The sequence below is a fragment of the Sphingomonas sp. SP2 genome (assembly GCF_058313385.1).
The window spans coordinates 840,400-863,628 of sequence record NZ_JBZFLD010000001.1; the positions used below are offsets into that span (position 1 = coordinate 840,400).

Here is a 23,229-nt window from a genome sequence, read left to right on the forward strand (position 1 = left end):
AAAACGAGGAAAATCAGGAGCTTGAATATGAACAGGGGCTGCCAGTGCCGTTCAGCCCCGTTCAACCCCGAATCGCGCATAAGCTCTTCAACGGACGGGCTTTTTCCCCCTGTCGGCCCGTCCGCCCATTTCCCTCGTGTCGCATATCGAGGGGGGCTCGGCAGCTAGTCGCATAGCGCTGCCGGGCCCATCCTCTTCCCATCAGGCCGGCACGTCGAACAGCTGGGCCAGCTGCTCGACCAGCGCACCGCCCAATTGCTCCGCATCCATGATCGTCACTGCCCGCGCATAGTAGCGGGTCACGTCATGCCCGATACCGATCGCCGCGAGCTCGACCGGCGAGCGCGCCTCGATCCAGCCGATCACCTGCCGCAAATGCTTCTCGAGATAGGCGCCGCCGTTGGCGCTCGCGGTCGAATCGTCGACCGGCGCGCCGTCGCTGATCACCATCAGGATGCGCCGTTCTTCGGGCCGCGCGACGAGGCGATTGTGCGCCCACAGGAGCGCTTCACCGTCGATATTCTCCTTGAGCAGGCCCTCGCGCATCATCAGCCCGAGATTGCGCCGCGAATGGCGATAAGGCTCGTCCGCGCGCTTGTAGACGATGTGGCGAAGGTCGTTGAGGCGACCGGGATTGGGCGGCCGTCCCTCGCCGAGCCAGGCCTCGCGGCTCTGCCCGCCCTTCCAGGCGCGGGTGGTGAAGCCGAGCACCTCGGTCGCGACCCCGCAGCGCTCGAGCGTCCGCGCAAGAATGTCGGCGCAGATGGCGGCGATCGAGATCGGCCGCCCGCGCATCGAGCCGCTATTGTCGATCAGCAGGCTGACGACCGTATCCTTGAATTCGGTCTCGCGCTCGACCTTGTAGCTCAGCGAATGGCCGGGGGAGACGATCACCCGCGCCAGCCGGGCGGCGTCGAGCAGCCCTTCCTCCTGGTCGAAGTCCCACGAGCGGGCCTGCTGCGCCATCAGCCGCCGCTGCAGCCGGTTGGCGAGCCGCGTCACGACCCCGCCAAGCTGCCCCATCTGCGTATCGAGATAGGCGCGCAGCCGGTTAAGCTCTTCCTCGTCGGTGAGGTCGGAGGCTTCGACCACCTCGTCGAAGCGGGTGGTGAAGGCCTTATACTCGCCGGTGAGCTCGGGCTCGTTCGAGCGGCGGTTTGGCCTGGCGGCGGCGCTGGTATCGCCTTCCTCTCCGGCCTCGGCAGGTTCGTCGTCCTGCTCCTCGCTCTCGACGTCCTGCTCGTCCTCGTCGCTTTCCTCTTCCTGCGCGCGCTGCTCCATGTCGCCGCCCGACGCGCCGGCATCCTGATCCTGGTCCTCGCCGTCGTCCTCGCCCTGGTCCTCGCCCTCCTCGTCTTCGCCGCCTTCCTCCGGCTCGTCCTCGGGGCGATCCTCGGCGCTGACGAGCTCGAGATCCTCGAGCAGCTTGCGGGCGAGGGCGGCAAAGGCCTGCTGGTCGTCGAGGGTCAGCGCGAGCCCGTCGAGGTCGGCGCCTGCCTTCTCCTCGATCCAGCCCTGCACCAGCTCGAGCCCGCGCGCGGCGGCATCCGGCGGCGGTGCGCCCGTCAACCGCTCTCGGGCAAGCAGCCCGAGCGCGGTCGACAGCGGCACTTCCTCGGCATTGCGGGCGCGGGTGATGGCGTCGCTCCGGACCCGGGCCTCGGCCAGTTCGGACAGATTGTCGCGAACCCCGGCCATCGTCCGGGCACCCAGCGCCTCCACGCGCGCGCCCTCCAGCGCATCGAACACCGCGCGGGCTTCGGGGTCGGCCGGTGCCAGCCCGGCATGAAGCTTGGGATCGTGATGTCGGATACGGAGCGCCGCCGCATCGGCCGCGCCGCGCGCCTCGGCGACCAGCTTGGGCGCAAGGCCCGGCCCCGGCGACACGACCCGCGCCAGCTTGCCGCCCTGCGCCCCGCTTTCCGAGGCGAAGGCGACTTCGACGTCATTGTCGCGCGCGATCGCCCGGGCGGTGCCCGCGAGCACCTGCCGGAAGCGGTCGAGGGGCGTGGTCTCGGCCATCAGGCCTTGCCGGCCACGCTCTCCGGCAGGTCCTTGCCGAACACCCGCTGATACATTTCGGCGATCAGCGAGCGCTCGCTTTCGTCGCACTTGTTGAGGAACGACACCCGGAAGGCGAAGCCGACATCGCCGAAGATCAGCGCGTTCTGCGCCCAGCTGATCACCGTGCGCGGGCTCATCACGGTCGAGATGTCGCCGTTGATGAAGGCGTTGCGGCTGAGCTCGGCGACCTTGACCATCTGCTCGACCGTCTTGCGACCGTCGGGCTTGTCATATTCGCCCGACTTGGCGAGCACGATCTGCGCCTCGGTCGCGGCCGGCAGATAGTTCAGCGTCGTCACGATGTTCCAGCGGTCGAGCTGGCCCTGATTGAGCGCCTGCGTCCCGTGATAGAGGCCGGTGGTGTCGCCCAGCCCGATCGTGTTGGTGGTCGCGAACATCCGGAAGAAGGGGTTCGGGCGGATCACGCGATTCTGGTCGAGGAGGGTGAGCTTGCCCTCGACCTCGAGCACGCGCTGGATGACGAACATGACGTCGGGCCGGCCCGCGTCATATTCGTCGAACACCAGAGCGACCGGGTGCTGCAGCGCCCACGGCAGCAGGCCTTCGCGAAATTCGGTCACCTGCTGGCCGTTTCGAAGCACGATCGCATCGCGGCCGATGAGGTCGATGCGGCTGATGTGCGCGTCGAGATTGATTCGGATGCAGGGCCACTTCAGCCGCGCCGCGACCTGTTCGATATGGGTCGACTTGCCGGTGCCGTGATAGCCCTGGACCATGACCCGGCGATTGCGGGCGAAGCCGGCGCAGATCGCGAGGGTGGTGTCCGGATCGAACACATAGGCCGGATCGAGATCGGGCACGCGTTCGTCGGCGTCCGAGAAGGCCGGGACCTCCATGTCGCTGTCGATGCCGAAGGCGTCGCGTACCTTCACCATCTTGTCGGGCGCGCTCATCAGCGTCTCGCCCGAAGGCATCTGCGTGTCGTTCGAAAGGTCGGCCATGAAGCGGGCTCTAGCTTGCGCCGCCGGGCGTCTCAACCTTCGGCGGCAGGGTGAAGAGCGTGAGGAAACGCCGGGCGAGCGCCTCGTCTCCCTCGATCTGCAACAAAGTCAGCGGAGCGCCGCCATAGACCACCGCCGCAATGCTTGTCGGGGGAGCGGTGATCACCGCCGCCGCCTCCTCGATCGTGCCGCGGCGGACCTTGATCGCGCCATCCCTCACCACCGCGACATAGATCATGTCGCCGAAGCGGAAGGCGATCGTCCCGCTAAAGTCCGCGGCACGCTCGGCGTTTAGCATGGCGTCGAAGGACAGCATGATCGAGACGCCCGACAGCGGCAGCGTCGGGTCGTGGCCCGGTGAACGCGCCGCCCAGCGGCCGAGCTCGCGGATCAGGACCGCCGTCTCCAGCCCCCAGGCGGTCGCCTCATAGACCTGCACCGAGGCCGGCGGCGGAAGGCGGCGCTTGCGGACCAGACCGCGCGCCTTGAGCTCGGTCAGGCGCTGGGTCAGGACATTGGCGCTGATCGCCGGAAGGTCGGCGCGAAGCTCGGAGAAGCGCCGCGGCCCGAGCAGCAGCTCGCGCAGCACGAGGAGCGCCCATCGTTCCCCGATCAATTCGAGGGCGTGGGCAGTCCCGCAGGCATCATCATATCCCCGCCGCGCCTCGGCTCGCCCCAGCTTGGTTATTTTTTCTAACGACACGGTTGCAATGTATAACTCTGGTGGTCATGCTTCAAGGGTTCCGAGTCGCCAGGAGGAGGGAAGCCCGTGGCCCGAATGATCTTCATCAACCTGCCCGTCACCGACGTCGCCAAGGCGACCGCTTTCTACGAGGCGATCGGACTGACGAAGAATCCGGCCTTCTCGAACGAGCAGGCGAGCGCGATGGTGTGGAGCGACGTCATCAACGTGATGCTGCTCGACCGGGCCTTCTTTGCGACCTTCACGCCCAAGGAGATCGCCGACGCCCACCGCACTGCGCAAGTCGCGCTGTGCGTGTCGGAGGACAGCCGCGCGGCCGTCGACCAGCTGGTCGAGAAAGCGGGCGCCGCCGGGGCCGAGATGGATCCCGGCCCCAAGCAGGAAATGGGCGAGATGATGTACGGCCGCAGCTTCGCCGACCTCGACGGGCATCACTGGGAAGTGATGTGGATGGACCCCGCCGCCGCGGCGCAGGGTGCCCATGCCCTCGAACAGGCCTGAGGCGCGCTGACCATGTCCAAGCCGATCGTCAGCGTCTTCGCCTGGGTGCCCCCCTTCGCCCGCGGCCAGGTCCGCGACCTTCGCGTCCGCTGGGCGCTGGAGGAAGTCGGCCAGCCCTATGATGTCCGCAAGCTCGCCCTCGGCGAGCACAAGCAGGCTGCGCATCGCGCCCGCCAGCCCTTCGGCCAGGTCCCGACCTACGAGGAGGACGATCTTGTCCTCTTCGAATCGGGCGCGATCGTCCATCATGTGGCGAGCCGCTGGCCGGGCCTCTTCCCGGAAGACCGCTCCGGCCAGGCCCGTGCGACCGAGTGGATGTTTGCCGCGCTCAACACGCTCGAGCCGCAGATCATGGAGCTGGCGATCATCGACATCTTCGAGGCCGACAAGCCCTGGTCCAAGCCGCGCCGCCCGGCGGTCGAGAAGCGGGTCGCCGAACGCCTCACCGAAGCCGCCCGTCGCCTCGGCGACCAGCGCTGGTTCGATGGCGACTTCTCGGCCGGGGACCTGCTGATGGTGTCGGTGCTCCGGATCCTCGACGGTGACCCGCTGCTCGCGGCCGAGCCCAGCCTCCTCGCCTATGTCGAGCGCGGCACCGCCCGTCCGGCCTTCCAGCGTGCCCTTGCCGCGCAGCTGGCCGATTTCACCGGCGAACCCCCGGTCGGCTTTGCTGCCTGACACCCTTTGCCCGAAGGAGAGATGACCATGACCTATGTCGAAGGCTTCCTCACCCCCGTGCCCGTCGCCAACAAGGAACGCTACCTCGCCCATGCGCGCGAAGCGGCGGCGATGATCCGTGACCATGGCGCGACCCGGATGGTCGAAACCTGGGGCGACGATGTGCCGCGCGGCACGACCAACGATCTGTGGAGCGCGGTCGAGGCAGCGCATGACGAAGCCGTCCTGTTCAGCTGGTTCGAATATCCCGACAGGGCGGCGCGCGACGCGGCCAACCAGAAGATGATGGACGATCCGCGGATGGAGGGCATGGCCAAGGACATGCCCTTCGACGGCAGCCGCATGATCTATGCCGGTTTCGAGGTCATCAACGACGAGGGACGAGGCGGACCGTTCGGCTATCTCGACGGCGTCGTCGTGCCCGCCCTCAGCGCGCACCGCGATGCCTATCTCGCCTTCGCGCGCAAGGCCGCGGCGATATTCGTCGAACATGGTGCGACCCGCGTCGTCGACGCCTGGGGTGACGATGTCCCCGAGGGCAAGGTCACCGATTACCGCCGGGCCACGCATCTCAAGGACGGCGAGGCGGTCGCGTACAGCTGGATCGAATGGCCCTCGAAGGAAGTCCGCGACCAGGCCTGGGGCAAGATCATGGCCGACAACCGCCTCGCCGGCAGCAGCGAGGAGCGCGGGATGGACGGCAAGCGCATGATGTTCGGCGGGTTCGCGCCGCTGCTGGAGGCCTGAATCATGACGAGCACCAGCGGCAATTTCATCTGGTACGAACTGATGACCCCCGATCCCGACGGGGCGAAGGCCTTCTACGACAGTGTCGTCGGCTGGGACATCGAGCCGCAACCGGCGGGCGAGATGGACTATCGCATGATCCGGCGGGGCGACGGAGGCAATGCCGGGGGCGTGCTCCGGCTGACCGAGGCCATGCTCGAGGGCGGGGCCGGGCCCGGCTGGCTCGGCTATCTCGACGTCGCGGATGTCGACGCCGCCGTCTCGGCGATGGTCGCCGACGGCGCGAGCGTCCACATGCCGCCGACCGACATGCCCGGCGTCGGACGACTGGCGATGGTCGCCGATCCCTCCGGCGCGCCCTTCTACCTGATGAAGCCGACCCCGCCGCCGGGCCGGCCCGACGCGGTCAGCGACGTCTTCTCGGTCGACCGTCCGCACCACGTGCGCTGGAACGAGCTCACGTCGGCCGACCCGGCCCGCGCCATCGATTTCTACAGCAGGCACTTCGGCTGGTCGCAGGAGGGCGCGATGCCGATGGGTCCCGCCGGTGACTATCAGTTCCTCCAGCATGGCGGGGTGGGGATCGGCGCGGTGATGCCGTTCATGGCCCCCGAGGCCCGCTCCGCCTGGACCTTCTATGTCGGCGTCGACGACATCGACCGGGCGGCGGAAGCAGTCCGCGACGGCGGCGGGCAGGTGCTGATTGGCCCGCACCAGATCCCGGGCGGGGAATATTCGCTCACCGGCCAGGATCCGCAGGGAGCCTTCTTCGGCCTGGTCGGTCCGCGCCGGGGAGAGCAGGCATGAACGACAAGCTCGTCACCTGCCTGTGGTTCGACCATGGCGAGGCAGGAAAGTTCGCGGCGCATTATGCGGCGCTCCTTCCCGACAGCGCGGTCGGCGCGACCCACCACGCGCCGTCCGACTTTCCCGGCGGCCAGGCGGGCGCCGAGCTGACGGTCGAGTTCACCTTGCTTGGCCGACCCTTTCTCGGCCTCAACGGCGGGCCCAACTTCAAGCCCAACATGGCGGTCAGCCAGATGGTGGTCACCGAGACCCAGGCCGAAACCGATCGTTACTGGGACGCGATCACCGGCGACGGCGGCCAGCCGAGCGACTGCGGCTGGTGCATCGATCGCTGGGGCTATGCTTGGCAGATCACCCCGCGAGTCCTGCTCGAGGGCACGACCAGCAGCGATCCCGCCGTCGCCAGGCGCGTCTTCGCGGCGATGATGACCATGCAGAAGATCGATCATGCGGCCATCGAGGCCGCGCTTCGTGGAGATAGTGATGCGTAAGATCCTGGGCTGCGCCTTCGTATCGCTCGACGGCGTGATGCAGGCCCCGGGCGGGCCGAGCGAGGACCCGACGGGCGGCTTCGAGCATGGGGGCTGGCTTCCCCAGTTCTTCGACGAGGAGGTCGGCGCCGCAATCGATCGCTTCTTCGCCAAGCCATACGACTTGCTCCTCGGCCGGCGCACCTACGACATCTTCGCGGCCTACTGGCCTTATGTCGGCGGCGAGGCGACCGGCATCGGCGAGGTGTTCGACCTCACCGGCAAGGACGACGGCGAAGCCGCCGCCATCCAGATGGGCAAGGACTTCACCGAGGCGACCAAGTTCGTCCTGACCCGCGGCAATCCCGATCTCGGCTGGTCCAATACCCGCCGCCTGTCGAGCATCGACGACCTAGCCGCGGTGAAGCAGGAGGAAGGCCCCGATCTCCTCATCCAGGGATCGAGCACGCTCTATCCGCAATTGCTCGCCGCTGGCCTCCTCGATCGCCTGACCCTGATGATCTTCCCGGCGCTCGTCGGCGGGGGCAAAAGGCTGCTGGGACAAGGGACGCCCGCGAAGGCGATGACCCTGCTCGATCAGGTGACGACCCCTTCCGGGGCGGTGATCGCTACCTACGAGCCCGCCGGCGCCATCGCCCACCAATGGGCCGGCCCGCAGTCGACCAGCCCGCGCGAGACCGCGCGGCAGCACGCCATCGCGGAGGGACGCTGGTGAGCGGCCTCGTCCTCCACGGCCATCCGTTCAGCAGCTACACCTGGAAGGCGCTGATCCCGCTCTACGCGAACGACACGCCGTTCGAATTCCGCATGATCGACCAGTCGGTCCCGAAATTCGAAAGCTTCACCGGCCGCAATCATCCCGCCGGCCAGTTTCCCATCCTCGAAGATGGGGATCGCGTGGTGATCGAGGCCAGCTCGATCATCGAGCATCTCGCCCTTCATCATCCCGGACCCGCGCCGCTGGTGCCGACCGATCCCGGGGAAGCCAATGTCGCGCGGATGATGGACCGGGTCTTCGATCATTATGTCATGGCGAACGTCCAGCGCGTCATGGCGGCCTATTTCAACAACAAGGATGATCCGGGCGGCGAGGGACTCCGCGCGGAGCCCGATGCGCAGGAAATCGCCCGGGCCAAGGTGGCGCTGACCAGGGCCTATCGCTGGATCGAGCGCTGGCTCGAGACCCACAGCCTCCCGCCGCATGTCAGCTTGGTGAGCTGCGCCGCCGCGCCGTCGCTCTTCTATGCCGACTGGGTCGAACGGATTCCGGCCGATTGCCCGCGCCTCATCGCGCTCCGCGCCGAGCTGCTGGCCCTCCCGCCGGTCATCCGCTGCGTCGAGGATGCCCGGCCCTACCGCGCCTTCTTCCCCTACGGCGCCCCGGACCGGGACTAGGCGAAGGCGCTCGCCACCTTCAGGGTCGCCCAGGCGTCGAGCACGGCCGCGAGCTTCTTCTCGTGCGCCCGGTCGCCGCCGTTGCGGTCGGGATGGTAGCGGCGCACCAGCTCCGAATAACGCTTGCGCACCCCGTGGAGGTCGCTGTCCTCGCCGAGGCCGAGCACGCCGAGGGCCTGCCGCTCCTCGCCCGAGAAGCGGCTGCGGACCGGAGCTTCGCGGCGGAAACGATCGCCGAACCGTCCACTGATCGCATCGAGCGGGTCCTTGAGGTCGCTCCACGCGGGAGCGGGATCGGCTCCCGCCGCCGTCGCGAAGGCGCGGGTCGAGCGATCCCAGCCGGCGATCGGCGACTGCGCCGCCTCGATCTCCTCGGTGCTCATGCCCGCGAAGAAATTGTAGCGCGCATTGTGCGCCCGGACGTGGTCGAGGCAGAGCCACTGCCATTCGCCCGGCCCGTCGAAGGTCGGAGCGGTCAGCGGCGCCTTATATTCGCCCGGCTCGGGGCAGCCGGGGACCGCGCAATGGGCGGCGGCGCCTTCGACCCGGCCGTGGAACTTGGGAGTGCGGGAAGCCATCTATCTCTTCGTGTCTCAGCCTGACTATATAGGAGCGATGAACGCTCCTTCGAAGGGGCCGGTCGCCACCGAAATGCTGACCCGCCTTGAATCCGCGCTCGCGCCCACGGCGATCGAGCTGGTCGACGACAGCGAGGCCCATCGCGGCCACGGCGGCTATCGCGGTGAGGGTGGGGAGAGCCATTTCACCCTGCGCGTCGAAAGCCCGGCCTTTGCCGGCCTCAACCGGGTCCAGCGCCAGCGGCTGGTCTACAAGGCGCTCGGCGATCTCATGCACCAGCAGGTGCACGCCCTGGCAATGGAAACGAAGGCACCCGGCGAATGACCAACGACGATCCCCGCCTCCTGAGCCTCGCCCCCGTCACCCACGACCTTGGCGGCTTCAAGGTCCATCGCACCTTGCCGCACAAGCAGCGGACGATGGTCGGCCCCTTCATCTTCTTCGACCAGATGGGCCCCGCGCGCCTCGGCGTCGACGAAGGCCTCGACGTCCGCCCGCACCCGCACATCAACCTCGCCACCGTCACCTATCTGTTCGAGGGCGCGATCGACCACCGCGACAGCGTCGGCTCGATCCAGCGCATCGAGCCGGGCGCGGTCAATCTCATGACCGCGGGCAAGGGCATCAGCCATTCGGAGCGCTCGCCTGCCGACGAGCGCGCGGCCGGCCCCAGGCTTGACGGCATCCAGACCTGGCTCGCGCTCCCGCAATCCAAGGAAGAACTCGACCCCGGCTTCGAGCACACCCCCGCCAGCGCCATGCCGTGGATCGAGGGCGACGGCGCGAGGGTCAACCTCATCATGGGCGAGGCGTTCGGCGCGGTCTCGCCCGTCACCCAGCACCACCCGACTATCTACGCCGCCATCCACCTCGCCCCCGGCGCGGCGCTCGAGCTCGACCGCGAGGCCGATGAGCGCGCGCTCTATCTCCTCGAGGGCGATGCGGGCGTCGACGGCTTCGCCCTCGAGCAGATGCACCTCGTCCTCCTGCGCCCCGGCACGAAGCCCGTCCTCCGCTCGGAGCGCGGCGCCCGCCTGATGCTCGCCGGCGGCGCGCCGATGGACGGGGAACGCCACGTCTGGTGGAACTTCGTCTCCAGCCGCCGCGACCGCATCCAGGAAGCCAAGCGCGCCTGGAAAGCCGGCGAATTCGCGCTGCCGCCGCAAGACGACCACGAGTGGATCCCGCTCCCCGAGGTTCCGCTCACCGTCAGCTATCCCTGATCGTCCCGCCACCTCGCGCGAACGATCGGACTTCGCAGCCCCCCCCCACCAAGCTTCGAAGAGGTGCGCGCACTCACCGCCGTCGATGATTCGCGGGAGCAAGGTGTCGAAGGACGTCGCGCGGCGCGGTCGGGCAGCGCCTGGCTCGCTGGTTCCGGACCCCCGCACGACATCGAATGCGGCTATCGGCTCACCAGGTTTCGACGGGGGTAGGCCTGATCCCGGTAAGGCCCTTGTCGCGCAACTCTTCTGCCAGCGGGTCGGAGATGAACGTCGCGCCGCTTGCGGATCGACTGTCGACCCACAGGTGGGCCGTGCCGATCCTGTCCCGGCTGAGAACAAGTTTGGGCGGAAGCCCTGGGTCCTTGCCGGCCGGAAGCTCCTGTCCGCGTCGAAGCAGGTCACCCAGCGGCACCCAGTAGATGCCGCGATTGAGCGCCATGGTCGGATTGTCGGGATGCATCGAATCGATGCGCTGACCGACGAAAAGGAAGTAGCGCGTCTCGAGCGCCTGACCGGCGCTGTTCTCGTAAGCGACGGGGACGAACTGGTGCACGCCGGGCTCGAGCGCTTCGATCACTTCCTTCGCGCGGGACGAGACATTCCGGATCAGCCCGTTGTCGAAGTCCGGGACTGCATGACCTTGCCGATCCTTCCAGCGCATCCGGGTCGGAAGATGCTCGGTCCGCACCGGTCGGCCCGCCATCAGCGGCAACCCTCGCGCGGGATAGCCGCCATCCGGCGTTTCGTCGTCCAGCTTCACCTGATCGATCGCCCCGTCGAGCGCTTCGACCTCGACGTAATAGCCATGCGCCGGCACCACGTTCAAAGCATATGGCATCGCGATTCCCCCGATTTGCGACCCGCCGGTGAGGCCGTCCCGTCGTGACCGCGAAACTCGGCAGGCCCACCGTCCGCAACGGGCCGAACGCAAGTGAGCATCAGTCCCGGCCGCCCTTGTATCCCTTGATCGGTTTCAATTTCCCGAACTCTTCCTCGAGCGGCGCATGCCCGAGCGGGGCCATCGCCGCCGGCTTCTCGTCCATCCTCGTGTCCGGCAGCCGGTCGAGCAGGTCGCGGATCAGCGTCAGCCGGCCGCGCCGCTGGTCGTTGAAGTCGACCAGTGTCCACGGCGCCGCCTTGGTATGCGAGGCCTTCAGCATCGCCTCGCGCGCCGCCGTGTAATCCGCATATTTCTCCCTCGCGGCCGCGTCGATCGGGGACAATTTCCATTGCTTCAAGGGATCGGTCTGGCGCTCGGCGAAGCGCTCCTCCTGCTCGGCCTGGTCGCAGGTCAGCCAATATTTGAAGAGGAGGATGCCGTCTTGCGCCAGCATCTTCTCGAACTTCGGCACGGCCTCGAGGAAGGCATCGACCTGCGCCTCGGTCGCGAAGCCCATCACCTTCTCGACGCCCGCCCGGTTGTACCAGCTGCGGTCGAACAGCGCGATCTCGCCCTTGCCCGGCAGGTGGGCGACATAGCGCTGGAAATACCATTGCCCGGCTTCCTGCTCGGTCGGCTTCGCGAGCGCGACGATCTTGCACTGACGGGGATTGAGGTTCTCCGCGACCGCCTTGATCGCCCCGCCCTTTCCGGCGGTGTCGCGGCCCTCGAAAATGACGAGGATGCGCTGCCCCGTCGCCGCCGCCCAGCGCGCCATCGCCACCAGCTCGACCTGCAGCGGCTCGGCGAGAGCCTCATATTCCTTGCGCTTTAGACGATCCATGAGCCGACCTCCGGCGACCAACATTGCGGGAAGAGCAGGGCGACGCAATCGGGCGTCCTTCGTCTTCGCTCAGGACAAACGAGCGTATAAGGGAGCGTTCGTCCTGGGCGCAGCGCGGCACGCGCGCCGTCGAAGGGCGCCAGTGCAAAGGGCCGCGCATGACCGACGTCACCTTCACCAAGCATCCGCTGTCCACCGGCGTCACCTTGAACGTGGCTACCGCCGGTCCCGAGGATGGTCCCGCACTCGTCTTCCTCCACGGCTTTCCCGAATCGCACCGCACATGGCGCGGGCTAATGCCGCTGCTCGCCGACCAATATCGCCTGATCATGCCCGACCAGCGCGGGTTCGCGGGTTCGGACGCGCCGCAGGACAAGGCCGACTACGCCACCGACAAGATCGTCGCCGACCTCTTCGCGCTGGTCGACCGGCTCGGCCTCGACGACTTCACCCTCGTCGGCCACGACTGGGGCGGGGCGGTGAGCTGGGCCGCGGCATTGCGGGGCGATCCGCGGCTGAAGCGGCTCGTCATCATCAACGCGCCCCACCCGGTCATCTTCCAGAAGAGCCTGATCGAGGATTCCGACCAGCGCGCGGCAAGCCAGTATATCACCGCCTTCCGCGCGCCCGGCTTCGAGCATTTCCCCGAGACGATCGGCTGGGACGCCTTCTTCGTTAAAAGCTTCCAGGGCCATGTCGACCTCGCCGCCATTCCGGCCGAAGAGAAAGCCCAATATCTCGCCGAATGGTCGCAGCCGGGTGTCTTCAACGCGATGCTCAACTGGTATCGCGGCGCGGCGATCATGGTCCCGCCGCCCGGCGTGACCGTGCCGCTGCCCGACTTCCTGCTGCGCGCCTTCCCCTCGGTGAAGATTCCGACCCTGATCGTCTGGGGAATGCGCGACAAGGCGCTCCTTCCGCTCCAGCTCGACGGGCTCGATGCGCTGATCGACGACGTCACGGTCGTCCGGGTCGAGGATGCCGGTCACTTCCTCCCCTGGGAGAAGCCCGAGGCGGTCGCCGCGCCCCTGCGCACTTTCCTCGACCGCCGTCTGGAGGCATAGGCGCCTCCATCATGGCAGCTCCCAAGAAATCCCGCGCGCGATCGGCCGCCCGCCTCAACGCCGTTCAGGCGCTCTATCAGCAGGAGATGGAAGGCACGCCGACCCCGATCCTGCTGCACGAATTCCACCAGCACCGGTTCGGCGCGACGATCGACGAATCGACCCTGGTCGATGCCGAGATGGATTTCTTCGACGACATCGTCCGCGGCGTCACCGCCCGCAAGGACGAGATCGACGCCACCGTCACCGATCGCCTCGCCGAGGGCTGGAAGCTCGACCGGCTCGACCGCTCGATGCGCGCCATCCTCCGTGCCGGCACCTACGAGCTGATGGCCCGCCCCGACGTGGCGGTGGGTACGGTGATCGACGAATATCTCGACGTCGCTCACGCCTTCTTCGACGAGAAGGAAGTGAAGTTCGTGAACGGCCTGCTCGACAAGGTCGCCAAGGACGTCCGCCGCTGACCAGCGAGGGCGCGATCCTCGCGCGGCTCCGGGCCATCGCGACCGATCCCGCCGCGCGCGGCCTGCGCGACGATGTCGCTCTGTTCGGGGACTTCGTCCTTACCCACGACACGATCGTCGAGGGCGTTCATTATCTCCCCGACGATCCGCCCGAGAGCGTTGGCTGGAAGCTCGCCGCGGTGAACCTCTCCGACCTCGCCGCCAAGGGCGCGGCGCCGGCCGGCGCGCTGCTGTCGCTGGCGCTGAAGAGCGACAGCGGTTGGGAAGAGCATTTCCTGTCCGGCCTCGCCGAGGCGTGCGCGCGGTACGGCCTTTCCCTGCTCGGCGGCGATACAGTCGCGCTTCCGCAAGGCGCGCCGCGCGTGCTCGGGCTGACCGCCATCGGTCGGGCCGGGAAATCAATCCCATCTCGGGGCGGCGCGCAGGCCGGCGACATCCTGTGGCTGGTCGGCCATGTCGGTGACGCGGCAGCCGGGCTGGCACTGCTCCAGGCCGATGGCGCGGCGGCCGGCCCGTTGGTCGAGGCCTATCGCCGCCCGACGCCGCTGCTCGTCGAGGGCGCCGCGCTCGCCCCTCATGCCACGGCCATGATGGACGTGTCCGACGGGCTCCTCATCGACGCCCGTCGCCTCGCCGAGGCGAGCGGCTGCGGGCTGCGCATCGACCTCGCCGCCCTTCCTCTTTCCGCGGCCTTTCGCGCCGCGCGGGGCGGCGATCGCGCGGCCCGCCTGTTCGCGGCGACGTGCGGGGATGACTATGCCCTCCTCGCCGCGCTTCCCCCGGCAAGCGATGCCTTAACGCTTTTGAAAGAAACAAATGTCAGTGTCGCGAGGGTCGGCGAGTTGACGAGGGACGGGGCCTTCGCACTCGTCGACGACCTCGGCCCCGTGCCGCTTCCAGGACGCCTCGGCTATGAGCATCATCCATCCTGACCTGCGACGCTTCGGCATCGCCCTGGTGGGTTTGATCTCGGGCGGACTGACCGCCTTCCTGCTGGCCTAGACAGACCCGAAAGCTGCCTTACAACCTCCGTCAACAACAGGACGGGGGAACGCTTACCCATGACACTCGTGTTGATTGCGATCGGCTGTGGGCTGCTCGCTGTAGTCTACGGCATCGTCACTAGCGGCCAGGTGCTTCGGGCACCCGCCGGCAACCAGAAAATGCAGGACATCGCCGCCGCCATCCAGGAAGGCGCGCAGGCCTATCTCGGACGGCAATACACGACCATCGGGATCGTCGGCGTAGTCGTCGCGGTGCTCGTCTACGTCTTCCTCGGGCCGATCGCTGCGGTCGGCTTCGTGGTCGGCGCCCTCCTGTCAGGCGTTGCCGGCTATATCGGGATGAACATCTCGGTCCGGGCCAACGTCCGCACCGCCGAAGCAGCCCGCGTCTCGCTCCAGGGCGGCCTCACCACCGCCTTCCGCTCGGGCGCCATCACCGGCATGCTCGTCGCGGGGCTGGCGCTGCTCGCCATCGCCGCCTTCTTCTACGTGCTCGTGGGCATACAGGGCCGAGCGCCCGACGACCGCACCGTGGTCGACGCGCTCGTCGCTCTCGCCTTCGGCGCCTCGCTCATCTCGATCTTCGCCCGTCTCGGCGGCGGCATCTTCACCAAGGCCGCCGACGTCGGCGCCGACCTCGTCGGCAAGGTCGAGGCCGGCATTCCTGAGGACGATCCCCGCAACCCGGCGGTGATCGCCGACAATGTCGGTGACAATGTCGGCGACTGCGCCGGCATGGCTGCCGACCTGTTCGAAACCTATGTCGTCACCGTCGGCGCCACCATGGTGCTGACCGCGCTGCTGGTGAATGCCGGCACCGAGCAACTGACCGCGCTGATGAGCCTGCCGCTGCTGGTCGGCGGCGTCTGCATCATCACCTCGATCATCGGCACCTACATGGTCCGTCTGGGATCCGGCCAGTCGATCATGGGCGCGCTCTACAAGGGCTTCTGGACCACCGCGATCCTGTCGATCCCGGCGCTCTACTTCGCCAGCGCCTATGCGCTGGGCGACCTCAACGCCGTCATCGGCGGGCAGGAAGCCGCCGGCCTCGACGTCACCGGCGCCGTCGCCGAGCAGACCGGTGGCTTCACCGGCATGGACCTCTTCTGGTGCATGATGATCGGCCTCGGCGTGACCGGCCTCCTGGTCTGGATCACCGAATATTACACCGGCACCAACTATCGCCCGGTCAAGTCGATCGCCAAGGCCTCGGAGACCGGCCACGGCACCAACGTCATCCAGGGCCTCGCGATCAGCCTTGAATCGACCGCCATGCCGACGGTCGTCATCTGCGTCGCGATCATCGCGTCCTATCTGCTCGCCGGCCTCATCGGTATCGCCTTCGCGGCCACCGCGATGCTGGCGCTCGCCGGCATGGTCGTCGCGCTCGACGCCTACGGCCCGGTCACCGACAATGCTGGCGGCATTGCCGAGATGAGCGGCATGGAGGACGAGGTCCGCACCCGGACCGACGCCCTCGATGCGGTCGGCAACACCACCAAGGCCGTCACCAAGGGTTATGCCATCGGCTCGGCCGCGCTGGCCGCGCTGGTGCTGTTCGGGGCTTATACCACCGACCTCAAGGAGTTTTCGGCGGATCTGGGCATCGGCGGCAGCGCCGTCGATTTCAGTCTCTCCAACCCCTACGTGGTCGTTGGCCTCCTACTCGGCGCGCTCCTGCCCTATCTCTTCGGGGCGATGGGCATGACCGCCGTCGGCCGGGCTGCGGGCAATGTCGTGCTCGACGTGCGCGACCAGTTCCGCAACAACCCGGGCATCATGGACGGCAGCAGCCGCCCCAATTACGCCCGCACGGTCGACCTCGTCACCAAGGCCGCCATCCGCGAGATGATCATCCCCTCGCTGCTGCCGGTCCTGACCCCGATCGTGGTCTACTTCCTGATCGCCTGGGTGGCGGGCAAGGAACAGGGCTTCGCGGCCCTCGGCGCCCTGCTCCTCGGCGTGATCGTCTCGGGCCTGTTCGTCGCCATCTCGATGACCTCGGGCGGCGGCGCCTGGGACAATGCCAAGAAGTATATCGAAGACGGCAATTACGGCGGCAAGGGGTCGGAAGCCCACAAGGCCGCAGTGACCGGTGACACGGTCGGCGATCCCTACAAGGATACCGCAGGTCCGGCCGTCAATCCGATGATCAAGATCACCAACATTGTCGCGCTGCTCCTGCTTGCGGCACTGGCGGGCCACGCCGGCTGATCTTAACCATCGACCTTTAGACTTGCCCCGCCGGCGAAATCCGGCGGGGCTTTTCTTTGTCCGCCCGATGCGTCAACTTTCCTCCGGTCAACAGGGGAAAATGGATGCGTAGCTTGCTGCCGGCGCTGGTCGTCGGCCTGTTCGTGACAAATGCGGCCGGGGCCGCGCCACCGACCATCGCCGATTTCGCCGAGCCACCCACCGCGGTCGGGGCGCTCCTCTCGGCCGACGGCAAGCTGCTCGCCGCGCGTGCCTGGAAGGGCGAGGACAGCAGCCTCCTCATCTTCGACGCCGCCCAGCCCGAGAAGCCGCCCCGCGCGCTTCCGCTCGGCAAGGCCGACATCACTTCGATCAGCTGGGCAGGCGGCAATCGCCTGCTGCTCCGGGTCCGCCGCTACGAGGAAATCTACGGCTCCATGTATCCGATGACCCGGCTCGTGGTGGTCGACGTCGACACCGGGGCGAGCCGCGTCGCCGATCCCGCCAACCGCGGCCTGCTCGGCGGCGACGTCCTCTACACCGACCCAGCCGGGCGCACTGCCCTCGTCGCGAGCCAGGATCACATCGACCAGACCCCTGCGGTCAAGCAGGTCGACCTCGCCACCGGCAAGGCCGTGATCGTCGAGAAGCCGCGTCCCGACGTGTGGGACTGGTATGCCGACAGCGACGGTGTGGTCCGCGCGGGCCTCGCCTACGACGAGCGCTCGTGGCGGCTCTATTACCGCGACACTGCCGGCGAACCGCTGCGCGTGATCAAGGGCAAGTTCGCCAAGGATGGCGACAGCAGCGTCGAGCGCTTCACCTTCGGGCAGGGCGGTACCGGCACGATCATCACCAACGAGAAGACCGGACGCTTCGGGGTCTATCGATACGACTTCAAGACCGCGAGCATCGGCGAGCCCGTGTTCGAGCATGCCGAAGTCGATGTCACCGGCGTGTGGGGCGACCGCTGGTCGGGCGACGTCTCGGGCGTCGAATATGAAAGCGACCGCAAGCGCTTCTTCTGGCTCGATCCCGACATGAAGAAAGCGCAGGAAAAGATCGACCGCGCGCTTCCCGGCAAGGTCAACGAGATCGTCTCGCGCTCGCACGACAAGAGCAGGATGCTCGTCTTCTCGAGCAGCGCGTCCGATCCCGGCCTCTACTATCTGCTCGACCAGAAGACGATGCGGATGAACGCGGTCTACGCGCCCATGGCCCGGATCGAGCCCGACGACATGGCCCCGACCACCAGTTTCAGCTACACCGCGCGCGACGGCCTCAAGGTGCCTGCCTACCTTACCCTGCCCAAGAACAGCACGGGCAAGGCGCTTCCCCTTATCGTCATTCCCCACGGCGGGCCGTTCCTTCGCGACAGCTGGGAATTCGACACCTTCGTTCAGTTCCTGGCCAGCCGCGGCTATGCCGTCTTCCAGCCGCAGTTCCGGGGCTCGACGGGGTACGGGAAAGCCTTTGTCGAAAAGGGCTATGGTCAGTGGGGCCGGGCGATGCAGGACGATCTCGACGATGGGCTCGACCATCTGGTGAAGGCCGGGACCGTCGACCCGAAGAGGGTCTGCCTCGTCGGCGCCTCCTATGGCGGTTACGCCGCCCTGTGGGGCGCGATCCGCAACCCTGACCGCTACCGCTGCGCGGCCAGCCTCGCCGGGGTCACCGACCTCGAGGCGCAGCTCAAGGCCAATCGCAGGTCCTTCACCGCGACGCGCTACTTCCGCGAATGGCGGAGCAAGGTCGCCGGCGAGCAGAAGGTCGACCTCGCCACCGTCTCGCCGCTCCAGCAGGCCGGCCGCCTCAGGGTGCCGGTGCTGATCGGGCACGGCGACAAGGACGAGGTGGTGCCGGTCAAGCAAGGGCGGCTGCTCGTCGACACCCTCCAGAAGAACAAGGCCGACGTGACGGCCGTCTTCTACCCCAAGTCCGGGCATAATCTCGAAGGGGAAGGCGATCTCGCCGATTATCTCGGCCGGCTCGAAGCCTTCCTTCGGAAGAATAATCCGGCGAGCTAGGGCTCAGCCCGCAAGGTGCATGGCCGCGTCGGTCCAGCCAGGCTGAGCGGCCATCCACATCAGTCCCATCAGGAGGTCGAGCCGCGGGGGTTCGACCTTCTCGAGCCCGCTTCCCGGATAGAATGTCAGCTCGCCGAAGCGCGGCGCGCCGTCGACCTCGTAGAAATCGGCGCGGACGAAGCAGAAGCCCTCGGCCAGCTGTTCGGCCGAGCGCAGCATCGCCGCCAGCGACGCGGGCGGGGACGGGTCGGGGTCGTCAGTCGCTTCCGACACGCGCCGCCAGTCGGTGTCGAACACGATCCAGCGATGCCGCCGGGCGCGCTCGAGGTGGACCTGGACGAACCGCGCCTTGCCGCCGAAGACGAACACCTTGAAGTCGACCGGAAGCGCGTCGCCGTCGCCGATGAACGGCTCGACCAGAAGACCGCGCTCGATCTCGCCATAGAGCCATTCGTCGAGCCAAGCCCCATAGGGCCGGGCCATCCACCCGCGCGATGCGGCGACTGCGGCACGATGCCCGGCCGCGTCGCGGACCACGGCCGTATGTCCGCAGCCGTGGCGCGACTTGACGACGTAAGGGAAAGGCCAGGCCGGCATCGCGGGGAGCGACCGACCCTCCCACGCGGTCGGGGTCACCGCAGCCATTCCCAGCCGCTCGGCGACGAAGGCCTTCACCAATATCTTGTCGGCGAGCCTTGGCAGCTGCGGATCGCGATCCCGCAGCTTGCGGAGCTGAACCCACTCGGTGAACAGCATCGGCTGGTCGAGCCGAGCCCGTCGCCGATGCCGCCAGGCATAGGTCAGCTGGATCCGGAACGGGCTGCTCCCCGCCGCCGTCGGCGGGTGGAGGAGGGGACGCAGCGCCGCCCGGATCAGTCTTCGAGCGAGCGTCAGAGCTTGCCGAATTCGCGTTCGTAGCCAGCCTCATCGCCGCGGGCGAGATAGGCCGCCTGCTCGATGACCCGGTCCCGGGTAAGCCGGCCCTTGAACGCCCCGAGATGGACGTCGAGCGCGGTCACTTCCGGCGGGGTCAGCGCCGCGATCTGCTCGTAGCGCGACAGGCCGCGCTCCTGCAGGATCCCGGCGAGCTTGGGGCCGACGCCCTTCATCCGCTGGAGATTGTCGGGCACGCCGCGGCTGCCGGGAAGGTTGGAGTGGACCTCGGCGTCGATCACCTGGCCGACCACGTCGCTCGCCGCCGCGGCCATGCCGTCGCCGACCCCTTCGCCCTCGCCGCCGCCATCGCTGTCGAAGCGCGACGGGGTCGGGACGGCCCGCTCCTCGGTCACCGCCATGTGCGGACGGACCGGGGTCTCGGTCTTGCTCAGCGTGACCCGCTGCTTGGGCTTGCGGAAGACGATCAGGCCCGTGATCAGGCCGATGGCGACCGCGATCAGGATCATCGGCCAATAGGTGTTCAGAAGTTCAGTCATTCCCACTCATTCCATCCCCTGGATTGGCGCCGGCGGTGAAGCTCGGCGAGATAGGCGAGCACGAGGCCGAGGCCGTAGCCGAGGAGGCCCAGCACCGCCGCTTCCACGAACAACGGGATCGTCGGCATCAGCGCGCCTCCCCGGTCGCTGGACGAGCCGCTTCGGCGACCGGCTGCTCTTGCTGCTGCGCGGCCCGGCGCCGCCGGATATCGGCCCAATAGTCGACCACCGGGCTCCCGGGCTTCCACTGCACTTCATTCACTCCCGGAAGCTCGCCGACCTTTTCGACCAGCGCGCGGCGCTGGAAGTCGTCGGCCGGCCCGTCGAGGATGACCCGCCGTTCGAGCGGGCCGTCATCGAGCCGCGCCGTGACGTTCGGAAGCTCGTAATAGTCGAGGAGGTTGCGGGCCCGCCGCTCGACCGACGCGCGAAACTCGTCCGATGCGCCCCACGGGCCATGATAGAGCTCGGCCAGCCCGACCGTCGCCAGCGCCCCGAGCGCGATCCCGAGCCGGCGGTTCACGACTGCCGCTCCAGTTCGCGCCAGCCGATGTCGCGGCGGTGGAAGCCGTCGGCGAAGTCGATCGCGTCGACCGCCTGGTAGGCGCGGGCGCGTGCTTCGGCGAGCGTATCGCCGAGCGCCGTGACCGCGAGCACCCGCCCGCCGGCCGACAGGAGGGCGCCCGAGCCGTGCCGCGCGGTGCCGGCATGGAAAACGCTCACTCCGGGCACGCGCTCGGCCGCTTCGATCCCGTCGATCGTCCCGCCCTTGCGCGGCGTTCCCGGATAACCCTCGGCGGCGAGGATCACGGTCATGCTGTGCGCGTCCGAGAGTTCGGGCGCGACCGTGCCCAGTCGGCCTTCCGCGACGCTCAGCAGCAAGGCCGCGAGATCGCCCTTCAGTCGGGGGATGATGGCCTCGCATTCGGGATCGCCGAAGCGGACGTTATATTCGATCAGCTTGGGTCCCTCGGCGGTCAGCATGAGACCGGCATAAAGCACGCCGCTGAAGGGCGTTCCCGCGCGGACCATCGCCCGGGCGGTCGGAAGCACGATCTCATCCATCGCCCGCGCCGCGAGCTCGGCCGTCAGCACCGGGGCCGGCGAATAGGCGCCCATTCCGCCCGTGTTCGGTCCGGTGTCGCCTTCGCCCACCCGTTTGTGGTCCTGTGCCGAGGCGAGTGCGAGCGCTTCCTCGCCGTCGACCAGCGCGAACAAGCTGGCTTCCTCGCCCTCGAGGAACTCCTCGATCACCAGCGGCGCGCCGCCCGCGGCACGGACGGCCTCCTCGGCCTCGGCGCGGGTCATGGCGACCGCCACGCCCTTGCCCGCGGCAAGGCCGTCGGCCTTGATCACGACGGGCAGTCCGAAATCGTCGAGCGAGGCCAGCGCCGCTTCGGTGTCCGCGATCCGCACGAAGCGTGCGGTCGGGATCCCCTCGGCGAAGCAGAGGTCCTTGGTGAAACCCTTCGACCCCTCCAGCATCGCCGCGGCGGCCGAGGGGCCGAACACCGGGATCCCCGCGGCGCGGCAGGCATCCGCCACCCCGGCGACCAGCGGCGCTTCGGGTCCGACCACCACCAGTCCGACATTGTGCGCGGCGGCCAGCGCCACCACCTTGTCGGGATCGGCGGGATCGAGCGCGACGCACTCGGCCCAGCGGGCGATGCCCGGATTGCCCGGCGCGGCGAAAAGCTTGCCGCAGCTCGGCGATTGCCTCAGTCCCCAGGCCAGCGCATCCTCGCGTCCGCCCGAGCCCAGCAACAGGATATTGATGGAAGAGTTTGACATGCCCGCCGGTCTCCTAGCGGAGGGAAGGCAAGGCGACAATTCGCCGGCGATGAGCGTTGGCGAGCTGGCCAGTGCGGTCAAGCGAACGGTCGAGGACCGGTTCGGCCGGGTCCGCGTGCGCGGCGAAATCTCGGGCTGGAAGCGCCACAGCTCGGGCCATTGCTATTTCACCCTCAAGGACGACAGCGCCTGCATCGACGCCGTCATGTGGCGGGGCAGCGCAGGCAATCTTGCCTTTCGCCCCGAGGACGGAGCCGAGGTCATCGCGACCGGGAAGATGACCACCTATCCCGGTCGCTCCAAATATCAGGTCGTCGTCGAGCGGATGGAGCTGGCGGGCGAGGGCGCGCTGATGGCGTTGCTCGAACGCCGCCGGAAGGCGCTCGCCGCCGAAGGGCTGTTCGACGCCGCGCGCAAGCGGCCGCTGCCGTTCCTCCCCCGGCTGATCGGGGTCATCACCTCTCCGACCGGCGCGGTCATCCGCGACATCCTCCACCGGCTCGAGGACCGCTGCCCGACCCGGGTCATCCTCTTCCCCGTGCCGGTCCAGGGCGATGGCGCCGCCGCCAAGGTCGCCGCGGCGATCCGCGCCATGGCGACGCTCCCGGAAGTGCCCGACCTGCTGATCGTCGCCCGGGGCGGCGGCTCGATCGAGGATTTGTGGGCCTTCAACGAGGAGGAAGTGGTTCGCGCCGCCGCCGAGAGCCCGATCCCCCTCATCAGCGCCGTCGGGCATGAAACCGACACCACGCTCATCGACCATGCCGCGGATCTGCGCGCTCCGACCCCCACGGCGGCGGCCGAAATGGCGGTCCCGGTCCGGGCGGAACTCCTTGGCTTTCTCGACGAACTGTCGGCCCGCAGCCGTCGCTGCCTGACCAAGCGGGCAAGTGACGCGCATGAACGGCTCGCGCTCACCGCCTGCCGCTGGCCTGCGGTCGACGCCCTGTTGGGACCTAAGCGCCAGCGCCTCGACGAGATCGGCGATCGCCTGCCGCGCGGCCTTGCCGCCCGTGCCCACAAGGCCGAGGCGACCATGAACCTGACGGCGGCGCGGCTTCGCCCCGATCTTCTCCGGCAGAAGCTGGCACGGCTCGGCGACAAGCTCGATTCGGCCGCTCGGATGCTGCCCATCGTCCATCCCGACCGGCCGCTGCAGCGCGGCTTCGTCCGGGTCACCACCGCTGACGGCCGGACCCTGACCAGGGCCGCCGACGCGCTCGCGGCGCGCGATCTCCGGCTCCGCTTCGGTGACGGCGAGGTGGCGGCGACCACCGGGGAGGGGCCACCGGCCCCGGCGCCCGCACCGGCAAAGGTTGAGCGCAGCCGCGCCCGACCCTATGTCGCACCCCATCCGAACCTCTTCGACTAGG

At 68.2% G+C, this 23,229-nt stretch carries 26 protein-coding genes; 15 read left to right on the forward strand and 11 right to left on the reverse strand.

The annotated features are described in order from the left end of the window. Positions 1–201: 201 nt before the first annotated feature. The 3 genes from cobT to AC4GYU_RS04330 are packed head-to-tail and all read right to left on the reverse strand — an operon-like array spanning position 202 to position 3,642. Positions 202–2,022: a cobaltochelatase subunit CobT gene (gene cobT / locus AC4GYU_RS04320; protein WP_491085669.1), complete on the reverse strand. Its 1,821-nt coding sequence runs from the start codon at positions 2,020–2,022 to the stop codon at positions 202–204. Continuing rightward, positions 2,022–3,026, reverse strand: a complete 1,005-nt coding sequence (gene cobS / locus AC4GYU_RS04325) for a cobaltochelatase subunit CobS (RefSeq protein ID WP_491085670.1) — start codon at positions 3,024–3,026, stop codon at positions 2,022–2,024. Before cobS ends, cobT begins: the two co-directional genes overlap by 1 nt. A 10-nt stretch (positions 3,027–3,036) precedes the next feature. Continuing rightward, on the reverse strand, positions 3,037–3,642 hold the full coding sequence (locus AC4GYU_RS04330; protein WP_491085671.1) for a winged helix-turn-helix transcriptional regulator: 606 nt from the start codon (positions 3,640–3,642) through the stop codon (positions 3,037–3,039). A gap of 162 nt (positions 3,643–3,804) precedes the next feature. Between AC4GYU_RS04330 and AC4GYU_RS04335 the strand changes: the two genes are divergently transcribed. From AC4GYU_RS04335 to AC4GYU_RS04365, 7 genes are read left to right on the forward strand one after another with little or no spacing between them, the layout of a single operon-like run. Next, positions 3,805–4,230, forward strand: coding sequence for a VOC family protein (locus AC4GYU_RS04335; protein WP_491086874.1), 426 nt, complete (start codon positions 3,805–3,807; stop codon positions 4,228–4,230). A 12-nt stretch (positions 4,231–4,242) separates the two neighbouring features. Beyond that, complete coding sequence (locus AC4GYU_RS04340; protein ID WP_491085672.1) at positions 4,243–4,908, forward strand: glutathione S-transferase family protein; 666 nt, start codon at positions 4,243–4,245, stop codon at positions 4,906–4,908. Between the two features lie 27 nt (positions 4,909–4,935). Continuing rightward, positions 4,936–5,655: a DUF1428 domain-containing protein gene (locus AC4GYU_RS04345; RefSeq protein WP_491085673.1), complete on the forward strand. Its 720-nt coding sequence runs from the start codon at positions 4,936–4,938 to the stop codon at positions 5,653–5,655. Positions 5,656–5,658: 3 nt separating this feature from the next. After that, a complete protein-coding gene (locus AC4GYU_RS04350; RefSeq protein ID WP_491085674.1) occupies positions 5,659–6,462 on the forward strand; it encodes a VOC family protein in 804 nt (267 codons plus the stop codon). Beyond that, complete coding sequence (locus tag AC4GYU_RS04355; protein WP_491085675.1) at positions 6,459–6,953, forward strand: VOC family protein; 495 nt, start codon at positions 6,459–6,461, stop codon at positions 6,951–6,953. Before AC4GYU_RS04350 ends, AC4GYU_RS04355 begins: the two co-directional genes overlap by 4 nt. Continuing rightward, complete coding sequence (locus AC4GYU_RS04360; RefSeq protein ID WP_491085676.1) at positions 6,946–7,668, forward strand: dihydrofolate reductase family protein; 723 nt, start codon at positions 6,946–6,948, stop codon at positions 7,666–7,668. Before AC4GYU_RS04355 ends, AC4GYU_RS04360 begins: the two co-directional genes overlap by 8 nt. After that, positions 7,665–8,348 carry a glutathione S-transferase family protein gene (locus AC4GYU_RS04365; RefSeq protein WP_491085677.1) on the forward strand — a complete coding sequence of 228 codons (684 nt, stop codon included), beginning with the start codon at positions 7,665–7,667 and terminating at the stop codon, positions 8,346–8,348. The genes AC4GYU_RS04360 and AC4GYU_RS04365 overlap by 4 nt, the downstream gene beginning before the upstream one ends. Here the strand turns inward: AC4GYU_RS04365 and AC4GYU_RS04370 are convergent. After that, the gene (locus AC4GYU_RS04370; RefSeq protein ID WP_491085678.1) at positions 8,345–8,926 is read right to left on the reverse strand and encodes a J domain-containing protein; all 582 of its coding nucleotides are present in this window, start codon (positions 8,924–8,926) and stop codon (positions 8,345–8,347) included. The genes AC4GYU_RS04365 and AC4GYU_RS04370 overlap by 4 nt on opposite strands. 37 nt (positions 8,927–8,963) lie before the next feature. On the opposite strand from AC4GYU_RS04370, the gene AC4GYU_RS04375 reads away from it, so the two are divergent. Together AC4GYU_RS04375 and AC4GYU_RS04380 are read left to right on the forward strand one after the other, a co-directional pair. Continuing rightward, a complete protein-coding gene (locus AC4GYU_RS04375; RefSeq protein ID WP_491085679.1) occupies positions 8,964–9,251 on the forward strand; it encodes a BolA family protein in 288 nt (95 codons plus the stop codon). Then, entirely contained in the window at positions 9,248–10,150 is a 903-nt protein-coding gene (locus tag AC4GYU_RS04380; protein ID WP_491085680.1) for a pirin family protein, read from the forward strand. The genes AC4GYU_RS04375 and AC4GYU_RS04380 overlap by 4 nt, the downstream gene beginning before the upstream one ends. A gap of 190 nt (positions 10,151–10,340) precedes the next feature. Here AC4GYU_RS04380 and AC4GYU_RS04385 read toward each other — a convergent pair whose 3' ends face one another. Together AC4GYU_RS04385 and ppk2 are read right to left on the reverse strand one after the other, a co-directional pair. Further along, positions 10,341–10,991, reverse strand: a complete 651-nt coding sequence (locus tag AC4GYU_RS04385) for an imm11 family protein (protein ID WP_491085681.1) — start codon at positions 10,989–10,991, stop codon at positions 10,341–10,343. A 100-nt stretch (positions 10,992–11,091) separates the two neighbouring features. Continuing rightward, positions 11,092–11,877 (reverse strand): polyphosphate kinase 2, encoded by a 786-nt coding sequence (ppk2, locus tag AC4GYU_RS04390; RefSeq protein ID WP_491085682.1) that lies wholly within the window; start codon positions 11,875–11,877, stop codon positions 11,092–11,094. Between the two features lie 158 nt (positions 11,878–12,035). Here ppk2 and AC4GYU_RS04395 point away from each other — a divergent pair, with 158 nt between their 5' ends. From AC4GYU_RS04395 to AC4GYU_RS04415, 5 genes are all read left to right on the forward strand, one after another. After that, the gene (locus AC4GYU_RS04395; protein WP_491085683.1) at positions 12,036–12,941 is read left to right on the forward strand and encodes an alpha/beta fold hydrolase; all 906 of its coding nucleotides are present in this window, start codon (positions 12,036–12,038) and stop codon (positions 12,939–12,941) included. Between the two features lie 11 nt (positions 12,942–12,952). Further along, on the forward strand, positions 12,953–13,405 hold the full coding sequence (gene nusB / locus AC4GYU_RS04400; protein WP_491085684.1) for a transcription antitermination factor NusB: 453 nt from the start codon (positions 12,953–12,955) through the stop codon (positions 13,403–13,405). Next, the gene (gene thiL / locus AC4GYU_RS04405) at positions 13,402–14,337 is read left to right on the forward strand and encodes a thiamine-phosphate kinase (RefSeq protein WP_491086875.1); all 936 of its coding nucleotides are present in this window, start codon (positions 13,402–13,404) and stop codon (positions 14,335–14,337) included. Before nusB ends, thiL begins: the two co-directional genes overlap by 4 nt. A 129-nt stretch (positions 14,338–14,466) precedes the next feature. Beyond that, complete coding sequence (locus tag AC4GYU_RS04410; protein ID WP_491085685.1) at positions 14,467–16,626, forward strand: sodium-translocating pyrophosphatase; 2,160 nt, start codon at positions 14,467–14,469, stop codon at positions 16,624–16,626. A 104-nt stretch (positions 16,627–16,730) separates the two neighbouring features. Beyond that, positions 16,731–18,632 carry an alpha/beta hydrolase family protein gene (locus AC4GYU_RS04415; protein ID WP_491085686.1) on the forward strand — a complete coding sequence of 634 codons (1,902 nt, stop codon included), beginning with the start codon at positions 16,731–16,733 and terminating at the stop codon, positions 18,630–18,632. Positions 18,633–18,635: 3 nt separating this feature from the next. On the opposite strand, the gene AC4GYU_RS04420 is transcribed toward AC4GYU_RS04415, so the two are convergent. The 5 genes from AC4GYU_RS04420 to purD form a co-directional block, all read right to left on the reverse strand. After that, complete coding sequence (locus tag AC4GYU_RS04420; RefSeq protein ID WP_491085687.1) at positions 18,636–19,388, reverse strand: ATP-grasp fold amidoligase family protein; 753 nt, start codon at positions 19,386–19,388, stop codon at positions 18,636–18,638. 134 nt (positions 19,389–19,522) lie between these two features. Further along, positions 19,523–20,065: a helix-hairpin-helix domain-containing protein gene (locus AC4GYU_RS04425; RefSeq protein WP_491085688.1), complete on the reverse strand. Its 543-nt coding sequence runs from the start codon at positions 20,063–20,065 to the stop codon at positions 19,523–19,525. Further along, positions 20,062–20,193 carry a hypothetical protein gene (locus AC4GYU_RS04430; protein ID WP_491085689.1) on the reverse strand — a complete coding sequence of 44 codons (132 nt, stop codon included), beginning with the start codon at positions 20,191–20,193 and terminating at the stop codon, positions 20,062–20,064. Before AC4GYU_RS04430 ends, AC4GYU_RS04425 begins: the two co-directional genes overlap by 4 nt. After that, on the reverse strand, positions 20,193–20,588 hold the full coding sequence (locus tag AC4GYU_RS04435; protein ID WP_491085690.1) for a hypothetical protein: 396 nt from the start codon (positions 20,586–20,588) through the stop codon (positions 20,193–20,195). The genes AC4GYU_RS04430 and AC4GYU_RS04435 overlap by 1 nt, the downstream gene beginning before the upstream one ends. Continuing rightward, complete coding sequence (gene purD / locus AC4GYU_RS04440) at positions 20,585–21,841, reverse strand: phosphoribosylamine--glycine ligase (protein WP_491086876.1); 1,257 nt, start codon at positions 21,839–21,841, stop codon at positions 20,585–20,587. The genes AC4GYU_RS04435 and purD overlap by 4 nt, the downstream gene beginning before the upstream one ends. Between purD and xseA the strand changes: the two genes are divergently transcribed. Then, positions 21,840–23,228, forward strand: a complete 1,389-nt coding sequence (gene xseA, locus AC4GYU_RS04445; protein ID WP_491085691.1) for an exodeoxyribonuclease VII large subunit — start codon at positions 21,840–21,842, stop codon at positions 23,226–23,228. The genes purD and xseA overlap by 2 nt on opposite strands. The last annotated feature ends 1 nt before the right edge of the window (position 23,229 follow it).